The 15,382-nt window shown below is 68.8% G+C and carries 14 protein-coding genes; 10 read left to right on the top strand and 4 right to left on the bottom strand.

The annotated features are described in order from the left end of the window. Positions 1 to 104: 104 nt before the first annotated feature. The 7 genes from glnT to leuA all read left to right on the top strand — a co-directional run bounded on the left by glnT (position 105) and on the right by leuA (position 8,250). Complete coding sequence (gene glnT, locus G6N61_RS22320; RefSeq protein WP_163921184.1) at positions 105 to 1,421, top strand: type III glutamate--ammonia ligase; 1,317 nt, start codon at positions 105 to 107, stop codon at positions 1,419 to 1,421. A 75-nt stretch (positions 1,422 to 1,496) separates the two neighbouring features. Next, a complete protein-coding gene (locus G6N61_RS22315; protein ID WP_163921181.1) occupies positions 1,497 to 2,393 on the top strand; it encodes a class II glutamine amidotransferase domain-containing protein in 897 nt (298 codons plus the stop codon). Between the two features lie 2 nt (positions 2,394 to 2,395). Then, positions 2,396 to 3,064: a protein glxC gene (locus G6N61_RS22310; RefSeq protein ID WP_163925019.1), complete on the top strand. Its 669-nt coding sequence runs from the start codon at positions 2,396 to 2,398 to the stop codon at positions 3,062 to 3,064. Beyond that, positions 3,061 to 4,392 carry an FMN-binding glutamate synthase family protein gene (locus G6N61_RS22305; protein WP_163925018.1) on the top strand — a complete coding sequence of 444 codons (1,332 nt, stop codon included), beginning with the start codon at positions 3,061 to 3,063 and terminating at the stop codon, positions 4,390 to 4,392. The genes G6N61_RS22310 and G6N61_RS22305 overlap by 4 nt, the downstream gene beginning before the upstream one ends. Next, entirely contained in the window at positions 4,389 to 5,582 is a 1,194-nt protein-coding gene (locus G6N61_RS22300) for an NAD(P)/FAD-dependent oxidoreductase (protein WP_163921178.1), read from the top strand. The genes G6N61_RS22305 and G6N61_RS22300 overlap by 4 nt, the downstream gene beginning before the upstream one ends. 23 nt (positions 5,583 to 5,605) lie before the next feature. Next, positions 5,606 to 6,265: a helix-turn-helix domain-containing protein gene (locus G6N61_RS22295; RefSeq protein ID WP_163921175.1), complete on the top strand. Its 660-nt coding sequence runs from the start codon at positions 5,606 to 5,608 to the stop codon at positions 6,263 to 6,265. A 164-nt stretch (positions 6,266 to 6,429) separates the two neighbouring features. Continuing rightward, positions 6,430 to 8,250 carry a 2-isopropylmalate synthase gene (gene leuA / locus G6N61_RS22290; RefSeq protein WP_163921171.1) on the top strand — a complete coding sequence of 607 codons (1,821 nt, stop codon included), beginning with the start codon at positions 6,430 to 6,432 and terminating at the stop codon, positions 8,248 to 8,250. On the opposite strand, the gene G6N61_RS22285 is transcribed toward leuA, so the two are convergent. The 3 genes from G6N61_RS22285 to G6N61_RS22275 are packed head-to-tail and all read right to left on the bottom strand — an operon-like array spanning position 8,228 to position 11,284. Then, positions 8,228 to 9,232, bottom strand: a complete 1,005-nt coding sequence (locus G6N61_RS22285; RefSeq protein WP_163921168.1) for an aldose epimerase family protein — start codon at positions 9,230 to 9,232, stop codon at positions 8,228 to 8,230. The genes leuA and G6N61_RS22285 overlap by 23 nt on opposite strands. Before the next feature lie 9 nt (positions 9,233 to 9,241). Next, a complete protein-coding gene (locus G6N61_RS22280) occupies positions 9,242 to 9,562 on the bottom strand; it encodes a hypothetical protein (RefSeq protein WP_163921166.1) in 321 nt (106 codons plus the stop codon). Between the two features lie 12 nt (positions 9,563 to 9,574). Further along, positions 9,575 to 11,284 carry a sodium:solute symporter family protein gene (locus G6N61_RS22275; RefSeq protein ID WP_163921162.1) on the bottom strand — a complete coding sequence of 570 codons (1,710 nt, stop codon included), beginning with the start codon at positions 11,282 to 11,284 and terminating at the stop codon, positions 9,575 to 9,577. Positions 11,285 to 11,430: 146 nt separating this feature from the next. Between G6N61_RS22275 and G6N61_RS22270 the strand changes: the two genes are divergently transcribed. The 3 genes from G6N61_RS22270 to G6N61_RS22260 are packed head-to-tail and all read left to right on the top strand — an operon-like array spanning position 11,431 to position 14,395. Beyond that, complete coding sequence (locus tag G6N61_RS22270) at positions 11,431 to 12,219, top strand: DeoR/GlpR family DNA-binding transcription regulator (protein ID WP_163921159.1); 789 nt, start codon at positions 11,431 to 11,433, stop codon at positions 12,217 to 12,219. Further along, on the top strand, positions 12,216 to 13,313 hold the full coding sequence (gene galT / locus G6N61_RS22265) for a galactose-1-phosphate uridylyltransferase (RefSeq protein WP_163921156.1): 1,098 nt from the start codon (positions 12,216 to 12,218) through the stop codon (positions 13,311 to 13,313). The genes G6N61_RS22270 and galT overlap by 4 nt, the downstream gene beginning before the upstream one ends. Then, positions 13,310 to 14,395, top strand: a complete 1,086-nt coding sequence (locus G6N61_RS22260; protein ID WP_163921153.1) for a galactokinase — start codon at positions 13,310 to 13,312, stop codon at positions 14,393 to 14,395. Before galT ends, G6N61_RS22260 begins: the two co-directional genes overlap by 4 nt. Here G6N61_RS22260 and G6N61_RS22255 read toward each other — a convergent pair. Continuing rightward, complete coding sequence (locus G6N61_RS22255) at positions 14,392 to 15,378, bottom strand: DEDDh family exonuclease (RefSeq protein WP_235887253.1); 987 nt, start codon at positions 15,376 to 15,378, stop codon at positions 14,392 to 14,394. The two genes, G6N61_RS22260 and G6N61_RS22255, sit on opposite strands and share 4 nt — an antisense overlap. Positions 15,379 to 15,382 lie beyond the last annotated feature (4 nt).

The raw sequence follows: 15,382 nt of genomic DNA, 5'->3' as shown, positions 1-15,382 counted from the left end.
CGGCGGCGCGCACGCATTCGGGTGCGCGCCGACCGGGGTTTCTTCGCGCTGCGCAACGTTTCCTCTCCTGATACTTTGATTCTTGACATGAGACAAGGGCTGACATGACCAACGGGACCCTCGCTGAGCGCGCCGAAGAGGCGGGCACCAAGTTCATCCTCGCACTGTTCGTCGACCTGCGCGGAAAGCCGTGTGCCAAGCTGGTTCCCGTCGAGGCCATCGACATGCTGGCCACCGACGGCGTCGGCTTCGCCGGATATGCCGTCGGCGCGATGGGCCAGGAGCCCAAGGACCCCGACCTGGTCGCGATGCCGGACCCGGAGTCGTTCACCCCCATCCCGTTCATCAAGGACGGCCTCGCGATCGTGCACTGCAACCCGCACGTCGAGGGCAAGCCGTGGCCGTACGCGCCACGCAACATCCTCAAGTCACTGATCGCCCGCGCAGGCGACGCCGGCTTCGAGCCGTGGGTGGGTGCCGAGGTCGAGTACTTCCTGCTGCGGCGCGATGCCCGCGGCGAGCTGGCCACCGCCGACGCCGACGACACCGCCGATCAGCCGTGCTACGACGCCCGCGGGGTCACCCGCATGTACGACCACCTGACGACGATCTCCACGGCGATGAACACCCTCGGCTGGTCGAATTACGCCAACGACCACGAGGACGGCAACGGACAGTTCGAGCAGAACTTCCAGTTCGCCGACGCGCTCACCACCGCCGACCGCGTCGTCACCCTGCGCTATCTGCTGTCAATGATCGCCGCCGAGCGCGGCATGATCGCCACGTTCATGCCGAAGCCGTTCGCCGATCGCACGGGAAGTGGCCTGCACCTGCATCTCTCGTTGACCAGTGCCGGTGCTCCGGTGTTTCCTGCCGGTCCGGACGTCCCCGACTCACGTGGCCTCGGACTCTCGGACACCGCCTATGCGTTCATCGGCGGGATCCTCGACCACGCCTGCGCGCTGCAGGCCGTGATCGCCCCGACGGTCAACTCCTACAAGCGAACCGGCGCGGTCACCACTGCCTCGGGTGCATCGTGGGCGCCCAGGACGCCGACCTACGGCGGCAACGACCGCACGCACTACGTCCGCGTCCCGGACGACCAGCGGGTGGAACTGCGCGGCGGTGACGGTTCCGCCAACCCGTATCTCGCCATTGCGGCCGCACTCGGTGCGGGCATCGACGGCATCAAGCGCAGCCTCGACCCCGGCGCACTCGGCGCAGGGTCCGCCCGGACGCTGCCACCCACGCTGCTGCACGCCGTCGAGGACCTGCAGGCCGACCCCGTCGTCGCGGGCGTACTCGACGCCACGGGCGGCGGGGTGTGCGAGTACTTCGCCGGCCTCAAGCGCGAGGAGTTCTTCACCTACCACAGCACCGTCAGCCCGTGGGAGGTCGAGCAGTACCTCACCGCCTTCTAGCGATTCGTGCACGAAGAGGCGCGCTGAGCGCAACTGAACGTGCACGAATCACCCGTTACGAGAGGACAACACCCCATGTGCGGCATCGTCGGGTTGCATCTGCGCAACCCGGATTTCCACCCTCGCCTCGGCGAGCTGCTCACCGGAATGCTCTGCGAGATGGCCGACCGCGGCAGCGACTCCGCGGGCGTGGCCGTCTATGGCGACCCCACCTGGACGCCGCCCGGAACGGCGTGCGTCTCGGTACTCGAACTCACCGATGCCCCCGAGACCGTCGGGACCGCGGTAGGCGGAGCGCTCGGCACGCCCGCGATGGTGTCGGTGCTCGACGCCACGTACCTCGTCACCGCGGACACCACCCCGCAGGCGCTGCAGACCGCCGTCGCCGCCACCTACCCGGAGGCGCTGATCGCGGGGTTCGGCAACGACCTCGCCGTGCTCAAGGGCGTCGGTGATCCCAGGACGCTAGCCAACGCCTGGGGCCTGGCGACGGCGCAGGGCTGGCAGGGCGTCGGACACACCCGGATGGCCACGGAGTCGGCGGTGACCCCGTCGGGTGCGCACCCCTATGCCGTCGGACCGGATCAGTGTCTGGTGCACAACGGCTCGTTCGCCAACCACGCCACGATCCGACGCGAATTGCGCGCTGCGGGTGTGCACTTCGACAGCGAGAACGACACCGAGGTCGGCGCGCGGTTCGTCGCCCAGCAGCTCGCCGCGGGCCGCGACGTGCAGACCGCGTTGAAGGAGCTGTGCGCGACGTTCGACGGCTTCTACACGCTGCTGGTGTCCAACCGTGACTCGTTCGCCGTGGTCCGCGACGCCATCGCCTGCAAGCCCGCGGTCATCGCCGAGACCGACGACTGGGTCGCGATGGCCAGCGAGTACCGCGCGCTGTCGGGCCTGCCAGGAGTGCAGCGCGCAAAGATCTGGGAGCCCGAGCCCGAGGTGGTGTACGCGTGGACGCGTTGATCATGGATCTCGCCGAAACCCCACTGCGCGAGATCAACTCGGCACTGCACGCCGACGACCTGCGTGGCGAGTTCGTCATCGAGAACCCCGCAGGCGCACACAACGTGGCGGTCGGGCTCAACGCACCGGTCAAGGTCACCGTCGCCGGCCACGTCGGCTACTACGCGGGCGGCATGAATCAGCAGGCGGAGATCGTCGTCGACGGCAACGCGGGTACCGGTGTCGCCGAGAACATGATGAGCGGTGTCGTGTGGGTCAGGGGCAACGCCTCGCAGTCGGCGGGTGCGACCGCACACGGCGGCCTGCTCGTCATCGAGGGCAATGCCGCTGCGCGGTGCGGCATCTCGATGAAGGGCGTGGACATCGTCGTCGGCGGCGACATCGGCCACATGAGCGCATTCATGGCTCAGGCGGGCACGCTGGTGGTGCGGGGCAGTGCCGGTGAAGCGCTCGGTGACTCGATCTACGAGGCCAGGCTCTACGTACGTGGCGGCATCGCGTCGCTGGGCGCCGACTGCGTGGCCAAGCCGATGCGCGGCGAGCACCACGAAGAACTCGGCCGACTGCTCAAGGCTGCCGGATTCGGCGACGACGACACCGCGGCCTACACCCGCTACGGGTCGGCGCGCGAGCTGTACCACTTCCACGCCGACAACTCGGAGAGCTACTGATGACGACGTCCGACGACCGCGCGCGTGCCGGTCTGCGCGAGTCGGCCACGTTCGACCGCGCCACGATCGCCGCGATCCAGCGGGCTGCCGACACCGGCGTCTACGACATTCGCGGCTGGGGCGCCAAACGCCCGCTGCCGCACTTCGACGATCTGCTATTCCTCGGCGCGTCGATGTCCCGCTACCCGCTCGAGGGATACCGCGAACGGTGCGACACCGACGTGGTGCTCGGCGGTCGGCATGCGAAGCATCCGCTGCACCTCGACATTCCGGTGACCATCGCCGGCATGTCGTTCGGCGCGCTGTCCGGCCCGGCCAAGGAAGCACTGGGCCGTGGGGCCAGCGCGGTCGGCACGTCGACGACCACCGGCGACGGCGGCATGACACCGGAGGAACGCGGCCAGAGCAAGGCGCTGGTGTACCAGTACCTGCCGTCGCGATACGGGATGAACCCCGACGACCTGCGCAAGGCCGACGCGATCGAGGTCGTCCTCGGCCAGGGCGCCAAGCCGGGCGGTGGCGGAATGCTGCTGGGGCAGAAGATCTCCGACCGCGTCGCGGGCATGCGCACCCTGCCTGCTGGTATCGACCAGCGCTCGGCGTGCAGGCACCCGGACTGGACGGGCCCGGACGACCTGACCATCAAGATCAATGAGCTGCGGGAGATCACCGACTGGGAGAAGCCGATCTACGTCAAGGTCGGTGCCACCCGCACCTACTACGACGTGAAGCTCGCAGTGCACGCGGGCGCCGACGTCGTCGTGGTGGACGGCATGCAGGGCGGCACGGCGGCCACGCAGGAGGTGTTCATCGAGCACGTCGGCGTTCCGACGCTGGCGGCCATCCCGCAGGCCGTGCAGGCGCTGCAGGAACTCGGCGTGCACCGCAGCGGCGTGCAACTCATCGTCTCGGGCGGCATCCGCAACGGCGCCGACGTCGCCAAGGCGCTGGCGCTGGGCGCCGACGCGGTGGCCATCGGCACTGCCGCGCTGATCGCGCTCGGCGACAACCATCCGCGCTACGCCGCCGAGTACGAGAAGCTCGGTAGCGCAGCGGGTTTCTACGACGACTTCCAGGATGGCCGCGACCCCGCGGGCATCAGCACCCAGGACCCCGAACTGGCTGCCCGGTTCGACCCGGTCGAGGGTGGTCGCAGACTCGCGAACTACCTGCGCGTCATGACCATGGAGGCGCAGACGATCGCGCGGGCGTGCGGCAAGGCCCACGTCCGGCACCTCGAACCCGAGGACCTCGTCGCCATCACCATCGAGGCTGCGGCGATGGCGCGAATCCCGTTGGCGGGCACCAACTGGATCCCGGGCACGTGAACACGGCCGACGTCGTCATCGTCGGCGGCGGACTCGAGGGTGCCGCGGCCGCATGGGCACTGACCCAGCGCGGCGTCACCGACGTCGTGGTGTGCGAGCGCAACACCGTCGGTTCCGGCATGACGGGCAAGTCGTCGGGCATCGTGCGGTGTCACTACGGCGTCAGCTCGCTCGCGGCGATGGCCGTCGTCGGTCTCGAGGTGTTCGAGGACCCGCAGCAGTTCCTGGGCGATGAGGCGACTGACATCGGCTTCCGGCAGACCGGTTACGTCGTCGGCGTCGGCGAGCAGAACGTCGATGCCCTGCGCAAGAGCCTCGCCGCCCAGCGCGAGGTAGGCGTGGAGACCGAGGAGATCGACGCCGACGAGGTCGCCGCCATGTGGCCGCACGCCGACCTGACGCCGTTCGGCGCGTTCGGGTGGGAGGCGCGCGGCGGCTACGGCGACGCCTATCAGACCGCGCAGGCGTTCGCAGTGTCCGCGCGGGCCGCTGGCGCCCGGGTCCGTCAGGGCGCCGAGGTGACCGAGGTACTCCTCGACGGCGGGCGCGCCACCGGGGTGCGGCTGCGCGACGGCAGCGAGATCTCGGCGAACACGGTCGTCGTGGCCACCGGCGCGTGGACCCGCCCGTTCCTGGAACCCCTCGGCGTCGACGTCCCGGTCCGGGTGGTTCGCGAGCAGATCGTGATGATCGCGCCCGGCGCGAACGTCTCCGGCGTGCCGGTGTTCTCCGACCTGGTCTCGCTGCAGTACATCCGGCCCGAACCCAACGGCGACCTGCTGTTCGGCAACAGCGACCTGTCGCACTGCGAGACCGCCGACCCCGACGCCTACCCGAACCGGGCGTCGGAGGCGTTCGTCGACCTGGTCGTCGACCGGGTCGGCACGCGCTTCCCCGGCCTCGTCGACGCGGCGATCAGCAGCAGCTACGCCGGCTGCTACGACGTCACCCCGGACTGGAACCCCGTCATCTCGGCGACCGGGATCGACGGGCTGATCGTCGCCGCGGGATTCAGCGGGCACGGCTTCAAGATCGCGCCCGCGGTCGGGCGTCTGGTCGCCGACCTGGTGATCGACGGACGCAGCGCCGACCCGCGCATCCCCGAGAGCGACTTCCGGCTGTCCCGGTTCGACGAGGGCGACCTGCTCAAGTCGCCCTACCCGTACGTCGGTGCTGGCGAGATGCGCTGACCGTTGCGCGGGAGAATGGGACCGTGAGCCCATCCGACGTCGACGGGCCGTTGCTCCGCAACGTGTCCGGCATCGCGCGCGAACGCGACCCCGCCCAGCCCGTCGACGAGGTCGAACTCGAGACGGCGATCGGGCACAACGTGCGGCAGCTGCGTCAGCAGCACGGCCTCACCGTGGCTGATACCGCTGCGCGCGTTGGTATTTCGAAGGCCATGCTGTCGAAGATCGAGAATGCCCAGACGTCGTGCAGCCTGTCGACGCTGGCGCTGCTGGCCAAGGGCTTCGACGTCCCGGTGACGAGCCTGTTCCGCGGGGCCGACGTCGAGCGACCCGCGGCGTTCGTCGAGTCCGGCACCGGCGCCCACATCGTGCGCGAAGGCACCCGGGAGGGCCACGAGTACCGGCTGCTCGGGTCGCTGCGCGGTGAGCACAAGCGGCTGGAGTGCCTGCACGTCACGCTGTCGGAGAAGAGCCAGACCTATCCCCTGTTCCAGCACCCGGGCACCGAGTTCATCTACATGCTCGAGGGCGTCATGGACTACGGCCACAGCCGCTCGGTCTATCGGCTGCACCCTGGCGACTCGCTGCAGATGGACGGCGAGGGCGCCCACGGCCCCGTCGACCTGGTCGAGGTCCCCATCCGCTTCCTGTCGGTGATCGCGTTCCCGGATTCCCAGGTCTGACGGTGGCGTTTTGCCGCGCGGCGGGGCCGGAGTAAGGTCGACGCCGTGCAGCGTGTGCTCCTCCTCGGGCGCCGCGACGGAGTCTGAACCAGACTGGCTCTCCGTCGCGGGTGTTCGCGATGCGCCGGTCTGAAGTCAACACAGACGAACCCGGAGCCACCGCAATGACTACTTACGATCCCACCTCGGCCGATTCCGCCGATGCCTTCACCAGTGCCCGCAGCATCTCCACGCCCGCAGGTCCGGCCCACCCCGGCCAGCCCGCGTGGAACACCCAGCGTGCCTCGCAGATGCCGGTCAGCCGGTACCGCCCGTTCGCCGACGAGGTCGAGCCGATCACCCTCCCCGACCGCACCTGGCCGGACAAGGTCGTCGAGACCGCCCCGATGTGGTGTGCGGTCGACCTGCGCGACGGCAACCAGGCCCTGATCGACCCGATGAGCCCGGCCCGCAAGCGTCGCATGTTCGACCTGCTGGTCCGCATGGGCTACAAGGAGATCGAGGTCGGTTTCCCGTCGGCGAGCCAGACCGACTTCGACTTCGTCCGCGAGATCATCACCCAGGGCGCGGTACCCGAGGACGTGACGATCCAGGTACTGACGCAGTGCAGGCCCGAGCTGATCGCCCGGACGTTCGAGGCGTGCGCCGGTGCCCCGCGGGCCATCGTGCACTTCTACAACTCGACGTCGGTCCTGCAGCGCCGTGTCGTGTTCCGCGCCGACCGCGAGGCCGTCAAGAAGATCGCCACCGACGGTGCCCGGATGTGCGTCGAGGAGGCCAAGAAGTACCCCGACACGCTGTGGCGCTTCGAGTACAGCCCGGAGTCCTACACCGGCACCGAGCTGGAGTACGCCAAGGACGTCTGCGATGCGGTGAGCGAGATCGTCGGCGCCACGCCCGACGCCCCGCTGATCCTGAACCTGCCCGCCACCGTCGAGATGGCGACGCCCAACGTGTACGCAGACTCGATCGAGTGGATGAGCCGCAACCTGGCTCGCCGTGACTCGATCATCCTGAGCCTGCATCCGCACAATGACCGCGGAACCGCCGTCGCCGCAGCGGAATTGGGCTACCAGGCCGGAGCCGACCGCATCGAGGGCTGCCTGTTCGGCAACGGTGAGCGCACCGGCAACGTCTGCCTGGTGACACTCGGCCTGAACCTGTTCAGCCGCGGAATCGACCCGCAGATCGACTTCTCGAACATCGACGAGATCCGGCGCACGGTCGAGTACTGCAATCAGCTGCCCGTGCACGAGCGGCACCCCTACGGCGGCGACCTGGTGTACACGGCGTTCTCCGGCAGCCACCAGGACGCGATCAACAAGGGCCTGGACGCGATGAAGGTCGCCGCGGACGAGGCGGACTCCGACGTCGACGACCTGCTGTGGCAGGTGCCCTACCTGCCGATCGACCCGAAGGACGTCGGCCGCACGTACGAGGCCGTCATCAGGGTGAACTCGCAGTCAGGCAAGGGCGGCGTCGCCTACATCATGAAGGCCGACCACGGCCTGGCGCTGCCGCGGCGCCTGCAGATCGAGTTCAGCCAGGCGATCCAGAAGATCACCGACGGCGAGGGCGGCGAGGTGTCGCCCAAGGAGATGTGGGACGTCTTCGCCGAGGAGTACCTGGCCCCCATCCAGCCGCTCGAGCGCATCCGGCAGAAGGTCGACGCGTCCGAAGTCGACGGCGGCACCGACCGGATCACCGCGACGGTGAAGGTCGACGGCACCGAGCGCGAGATCGTCGGCGCGGGCAACGGTCCGCTGGCCGCGTTCTGCGACGCACTCGGCGCCATCGGGTACGACGTCTCGGTGCTGGACTACTCCGAGCACGCGCTGTCCGCGGGTGAGGAGGCCCAAGCCGCGGCCTACGTCGAGGCGTCGATCGGCGGCAAGACCGTGTGGGGTGTCGGCATCGCGACGTCGATCACGACGGCCTCGCTGCGTGCGGTGGTCTCCGCCGTCAACCGGGCGGCGCGCAGCTAGCGAACGCGAACGCCACGTCGTTGACGTAGGTCTGGCCGGGAAGCAGTGTGATGGACGGAAAGTGCGCGTGGTGTACGGCATCCGGGAAACCCTGTGCCTCCAGGGCCAGCCCCGCGAACGCCGGGTAGCCGGCCACCGCGCCCTTGCCGGTGAGACCCGCCAGGTGTTCGCCGGTGTAGACCTGCAGGCCGGGCTGGTTGCAGGACACCGTCATTCGGCGGCCGCTGCGGGGTTCGTCGACGACGGCCACGTCGCGCATGACGTCGGGCGCCCAGTCGTCGAGCACCCAGTTGTGGTCGAAGGCCACGCCTCGTCCACCGATCGGTGCCGGGGTCCGGAAGTCGAACGGGGTGCCGGCCACCGCGCGCACCTCGCCGGTGGGGATCAGTTCGTCGTCGACCGGTAGGTAGTGCGACGCGTGGACGGTCACGACGTGATCGTCGATGGTGCCCGCGTCGTGTCCGGCGAGGTTGAGGTACGAGTGGTGCACGACGTTGACGACGGTGGGGGCGTCGGTGCTTGCCCGGACTCCGACGTTCAGCGTCGAACCGGTCAGCCGGTAGGTCACCTGCGTCCTCAGCGTGCCCGGGTAGCCCTCCTCGCCTGCTGGGGAGACGCGGTGAAAGCTCACCTCGTCGTCGCTGACGTCGGCCGACCACGACCTGCGGTCGAATCCGCGGACCCCACCGTGCAGATGATGCCTGCCCTCGTTGATGCTCAACTGCACTGCCACACCGTCGATCTCGGCCTGGCCGAGCCGGGTCCGGTTGGCGCACCGTCCGACGGTGGCGCCCATGTAGGCGGGGTCGTCGGCGACGTCTGCGAAGGTCGGTCGCTGCAGCACGACGTCGGCCCACGTACCGTTGCGGTCGGGCACGTGCAGTTCGAGCAGCCGTGCGCCGAAATCGGTCAGTACGGCCCGGCAGGTGTCACTGGTCAGCGTGAACCGTCGAGCGTCGAACCCGCTGCCGTCAGCGGCCACGCAATCGGCTCAGTGCTCGCGCGGACGTTCCGCCGCGGCCTCCGCCGCGTCCGGTTCGATCGGCACGACGGGCCGAATCACCGCCCAAGCGAAGAACATTGCGGCCACGGCGAGCAGGATCAGCCCGACCCACCAGTTCGCGTCGGTGCCGACGTACAGGTCGACGCGGTTGCCCTCCGCGGCCGGATCGGTGTACTCGCCGAGAATCGACGGAACGAATCCGGCGATGGTCAGCAGCACACCGTAGATGGCCAGCAGAGCACCGATGATGTTGCGGATGTCGAAGAGGCTGAACCGCTTCGGCGCGGGAGAACCGGACGACGACGTCATGTTTCGCTCCTCCTAGTGGAAGACGATGTTGAGGATGATGGTGAGTACGAGTGCCACCGAGGCGAGCGGAACGGCCTTCATGTACCACGCCTTTCCGGCACTGTCGGGGTCGGCGAAGATGTCGTGCGAGGTCTCCGAGTACACCAGTCCGACCAGTTCGCTCACCGGCTTGGGTTGGGTCACCATGGTGACCACCACGCTGACGATGATGTCGACGACGAACGCGGTCGAGGCGGCCACGAACGGGACGCCTTGTCCGGGCAGGCTGAACACGCCCATCTCGGAGGCCACGAAGACGCTGACGGCCGAGAGCGTTCCGGCGACCAGGCCGGTCCAGCCGGCCGTCGCCGTCATCCGCTTCCAGAACATGCCGAGGATGAACGTCGCGAACAGCGGCGCGTTGAAGAACCCGAACAGCGTCTGCAGGTAGTCCATCAGGTTCGAGTAGCCGGCCGCGATCAGCGCGGTGAAGATCGCCATCACCGTGGCCGCGACCGTCGCTATGCGGCCCACCCCGATGTAGTAGCGGTCGGGCCTGTCCTTCACGACGTAGGTCTGCCAGATGTCATAGCTGAACACGGTGTTGAACGCCGAGATGTTCGCGGCCATACCGGCCATGAACGACGCGAGTAGACCGGCGATCGCAACGCCGAGCAGACCATTTGGCAGGACGTCGCGGATCATCAGCAACATCGCGTCGTTGTAGGTCACCCCACCTTCGCCAGTGGTCTTCAGCCGGATCACGTCTCCGATCGCAGCCGCGGCGATCATGCCGGGGATCACGACGACGAACGGGATGAACATCTTCGGAAACGACGCGATGATCGGTGCGCGGCGGGCCGAGGAGATCGAATCCGAGGCCATCGCGCGCTGCACCTCGACGAAGTTGGTGGTCCAGTAACCGAACGACAGCACGAAGCCGAGTCCGAACACGATGCCGACCACCGACCACACCGGACTCTCGAAACCGGACAGCGCCTGGCCCGGCCAGGTATTCAGTTGGTCGTTCACCGAAGCGGTCACCGCGCCGTCGGAGGTGGTCTCGACCACCCGTTCCTTCAGACCGCTCCAGCCGCCGACCTTGATCAGGCCGAAGACGGTGAGCGGGATCAGCGCGGCGCAGATGACGAAGAACTGCAGCACCTCGTTGTAGATGGCCGCCGACAGGCCACCGAGCGCGGTGTAGGTCAGCACGATCACGGCCGCGACGATCAGCGAGAGCCACCGGTTCCAGCCCAGCAGCACGTTGATGACCGTGGCCAGCAGGAACAGGTTCACACCGGCGATCAACACCTGCGCGACGGCGAAGCTGATCGCGTTGACCAGGTGGGCTCCCGGACCGAACCGTCTGCGCATGAACTCGGGCACGCTGCGGACCTTGGAGCCGTAGTAGAACGGCATCATGACCACGCCGAGGAACAGCATGGCGGGGACGGCGCCGATCCAGTAGTAGTGCATGGTCGACAGGCCGATTTGGGCGCCGTTGGCCGCCATGCCCATGATCTCGACGGCGCCGAGGTTCGCCGAGACGAACGCCAGGCCGGTGACCCAGGCGGGCAACTGCCGGCCGGAGAGGAAGAAGTCCAGGCTGGTGGAGATCTGGCTGCGCGCGATGACCCCGATGCCGAGCACGAAGACGAAGTACACGGCGATCAACGTGTAGTCGAGGAAACCGACGTTGAGCCGCAATACGGAGTCGGCGGCCAGGATGCTGGACGTCACGCATCTACCCCTTCGTTGGAGCGATCAATTTCACAAGTTCTAACAGGAACTCGCAGAAAGTAACAGGGTCTCGCGCCGAAAGGCGAAAAAACGGGCGATGTTGTTTGTTAATGTGCGGTTCCCACCAGCAGAGGACACGTCAGCCCATGCTCGCCGCCGATCGCCGCGCCGCAATCCTGCGCACGTTGCAGGCCGGTGGGTCCGCGCGCGTCGCCGACCTGGCGGCCCAGCTCGACGTGTCTGAGATGACCGTGCGCCGCGACCTCGACGCGTTGCATGCCCAGGACCTGCTGCGCAAGGTGCACGGCGGCGCGGTGGTCCGGCACAACCGCGGCGAGGAACCGTGGTCGTCGGTCAAGGCCTCTCAGCAGCGTGCCGAGAAGGAGGCGATCGCCGAGGTGGCCGCGAGCACCGTCGAGGACGGCATGACGATCGCGATCAGCGCGGGCACCACCACCACCGAACTCGCCCGCAGGCTCGCGAGGCGACCGAGCATCACGGTGATCACCAACTCGCTCCAGGTGTTCACGACGTTGACCGACCCGTCGGGTGACGGCGAGGACGGGCCACAGGCATATCTCAGCGGCGGCGTGCGCACGCCGTCGGACGCACTGGTCGGCCCCATCGCCGACAACGCGATCGCCTCGTTCCGGGTCGACGCCAGCTACCTCGGCGTGCACGGCTTCGATCCGCGGGTCGGGCTGACCTCCCCCAATGTCGCAGAGGCACAGACGAATCGGATGTTGATCGACATCGGCGCGCGACTGTTCGTCCTGGCCGACCACACCAAGTACCAGGAGATCGGCACCAACGTCTTCGCCCCGCTGGACCGGGTCGACACGTTGATCGTCGACGACGGACTCACCGACCCCGAGCGGCAACTCCTCGCCGCCGAGGTCGGCGAACTACGGATCGCCGAGGTGCATGCCGGATGACCGTACCACTGCACTGGACGCTGGCCGACGGCCGCGACGAGTACTTCTTCGCGCTGCCCGGCCACCCGCCCCGGCCGGTCGCCGACCGGCGTCCGCTTCCCGCCCGCACGGCAGGATCCTCCGAGGTCCGCTTCGACCGTCAGACCGGGGAGTGGGTGATCATCGCCGCGCTGCGGCAGGACCGCACCTATAAGCCGCCTGCCGACCAGTGTCCGCTGTGCCCGGGGCCGTGCGGGGACCGCAGCGAGATCCCGGCGCCAGACTATGACGTCGTGGTGTTCGAGAACCGCTTCCCCAGCCTGTCCGGCGCGAGCGCCGACGTCCCCTTCGCGCTACCGGACGGTGGCGTCGACGAATTCGTCACCGCACCGGGCCACGGACGCTGCGAGGTGATCTGCTTCTCCAGCGATCACACCGGGTCGTTCGCCGGACTGTCCCAGCCGCACGCCCGTCTCGTCGTCGACGCGTGGCGACACCGGACCGCGGACATGTTCGGCCGCAACGGGATCGAGCAGGTGTTCTGCTTCGAGAACCGCGGTGAGGAGATCGGTGTGACGCTCACCCACCCGCACGGCCAGATCTACGGCTACCCGTCGCTCACCCCGCGCACGGCCCACATGCTGGACCAGGCCGACGCGCACCACAGCCGGACCGGCACCAATCTGTTCGCGGATCTGCTGGCCGCCGAGGTCGCCGACGGCAGCCGTGTCATCGCGCGCACTGAGCTGTTCACCGCGTTCGTGCCGTTCGCCGCCCGCTGGCCGGTCGAGGTGCACGTCTACCCGAACCGGCTGGTGCCCAACCTGATCGAACTCACCGACGCCGAGAGCGACGACCTCGCCGCAATCTACCTCGACGTGCTCGGTCGGTTCGACAGGCTCTACCCGACCCCGCTGCCCTACATCTCGGCGCTGCACCAATACACCGGCGTCGGCGCCCAACGCAACGGCTACTTCCACGTCGAGTTCATGTCGATCCGCCGCAGCGCGACCAAGCTGAAGTTTCTCGCAGGATCGGAGTCGGCGATGGACGCCTTCATCAGTGACGTGACGCCCGAGAGCGTGGCGCAGCGGCTGCGGGAGGTGGCGCCGTGATCGCATGGGAGGCACCGGGCCGGATCAACCTGATCGGCGAGCACACCGACTACAACCTGGGCTTCGCGCTGCCGATCGCGTTGCCGCAGCGGACGATTGCGCGTTTCGAACCGTCCGACGACGACGTACTGACCGTCCGCAGCAACCAGTTCGACGGTGCGGTGGACATCGACCTCGGCACCCGGCCCGGCGACGTCGACGGCTGGGCGGCGTACGTCGCCGGGGTGGTGTGGGCGCTGCGCGAGGCCGGTCACCCGGTCCGGGGTGGGCGTCTCGACGTCAACAGCGACGTGGAGATCGGCGCCGGGCTGTCGTCGTCGGCCGCACTGGAGTGCGCGGCCCTCGGGGCGTTCGTCGCGGCCGGCGAGCTGTCGCTGGACCGCATCGAGCAGGCGCGCCTGGCACAGCGGGCCGAGAACGAGTACGTCGGCGCGCCAACGGGTTTGCTCGATCAACTGTCCGCACTGTTCGGCGCCTCGAAGCGTGCCCTGCTGATCGACTTCCGCGAAGTAGCCGTCCAGCAGGTGCCGTTCGATCCCGAGTCGGTCGGGGCGACGCTGCTGGTGATGAACTCCCACGCCGCCCACGAACACGCGGGTGGCGAGTACGCGGCCCGTCGCGACTCGTGCGAACGCGCAGCCCGCGATCTAGGCGTCGAGTCCCTGCGGGAGGTGGTCGACGTCGACGTTCTCGACGCCGTCGGCGACCAGGTGGACGCCCGCCGCGCCCGCCACATCGTCACCGAGAACGCGCGTGTGCTCGACTTCGTCGCGGCGATGCGCGAGTCGGATCTCGTCGCGGCGGGGGCGTTGATGACCGCGTCGCACGCGTCGATGCGCGACGACTTCGAGATCACCACTACACAGCTCGACGCAATCGCCGAAGCGGCTACGGCGACAGGCGCTTTCGGAGCCCGAATGACCGGCGGCGGGTTCGGTGGCTGCGTCATCGCGTTGGTCCCGACCGACCGGGTGGGCGCGGTGAGCGAGGCGGTCGAGGCGGCGATGCGCGACGGCGGCTACCGGGCGCCGACCATCACCGCGACGCGCGCGGCGGCGGGTGCCGGGGCCGTCACCGACTAGAAGAGGGCGTACTGGTCGCCCGTGACCGGGACGTCGACGAACGGCTCGACGTCGCGGCCGCCGACGACGCGCTCGAGCAGCGTCATGAACTCGGCGTCGTGGACGAGCGGAATGCCCATCTCGCCGGCCTGGAAGCCCTTGCCCTGCTCGGGGCGCGGCTGGTCGCACAGCACCAGCGACGTCTGCTGGTCGACGGCGTCGGTGTAGGCCAGACCCGCGTGCAGGATGCGCTCGATCAGCTCCTCGTAGGTGTGCGACACCTCCGCTAGCGCGACGCGCATGCCCTGGACCAGCGGCCGACCGGGCACGTAGAGCCCGGGGTTCTGGTACTCACACGGCATCCGCGCCGCCAGCGTCTTGAGCGGACGGAACTCCTCGTGCGTGACCCGCCCGTTGGGCCACCTGCGCCGGCTGACCGGCCGGACGGGGAGCCAGGCGCGGCGGTCGTGGGCGCCGGCGAGGCTCGGCTTGAGGATCTGCGCGAGCACCAGCGCGTCGTCGAGGGCGTCGTGCGGGCGCATCTGGGTTACGCCCCAGTGCGCGGCGAGCGTCTCCAGGCGGAGGTTCTCGACGCCGAGGCGGAGCCGCCGGGACAGCTCGACGGTGCACATCACGGTGTCGATGGGCAGTTCGACGTCGACGAGTTCGGCCTCGGCGGTCAGGAACGCGTAGTCGAAGCCGACGTTGTGCGCGACGAGGGTGCGACCGCGCAGCACGCCGGTCAGGTCGTCGACGACGTCGGCGAACGTCGGCGCACCCGCCAGCATCTCCGTGGTCAACCCGTGCACGTGCGTGGGTCCGGGGTCGACGCCTGGGTTGAGCAGGCTCGAGAAGCTGCCCTCGACGTTGCCGTCGTCACCGACCGCGAGCGCGGCGACGCTGACGATGCGAGCCTGCCCCGGGCGGAACCCGGTCGTCTCGACGTCGACGACCGCCCAGCCGGATCCCGGCTCGGTGGCCGGTCGGCCCCATCTCGTGCTCACGAAT

Source organism: Mycolicibacterium arabiense, from assembly GCF_010731815.2.
GTDB lineage: Bacteria > Actinomycetota > Actinomycetes > Mycobacteriales > Mycobacteriaceae > Mycobacterium > Mycobacterium arabiense.
The sequence above is the reverse complement of the archived record's forward strand: the minus strand, read 5'-3'. Positions and strand labels throughout refer to the sequence as shown.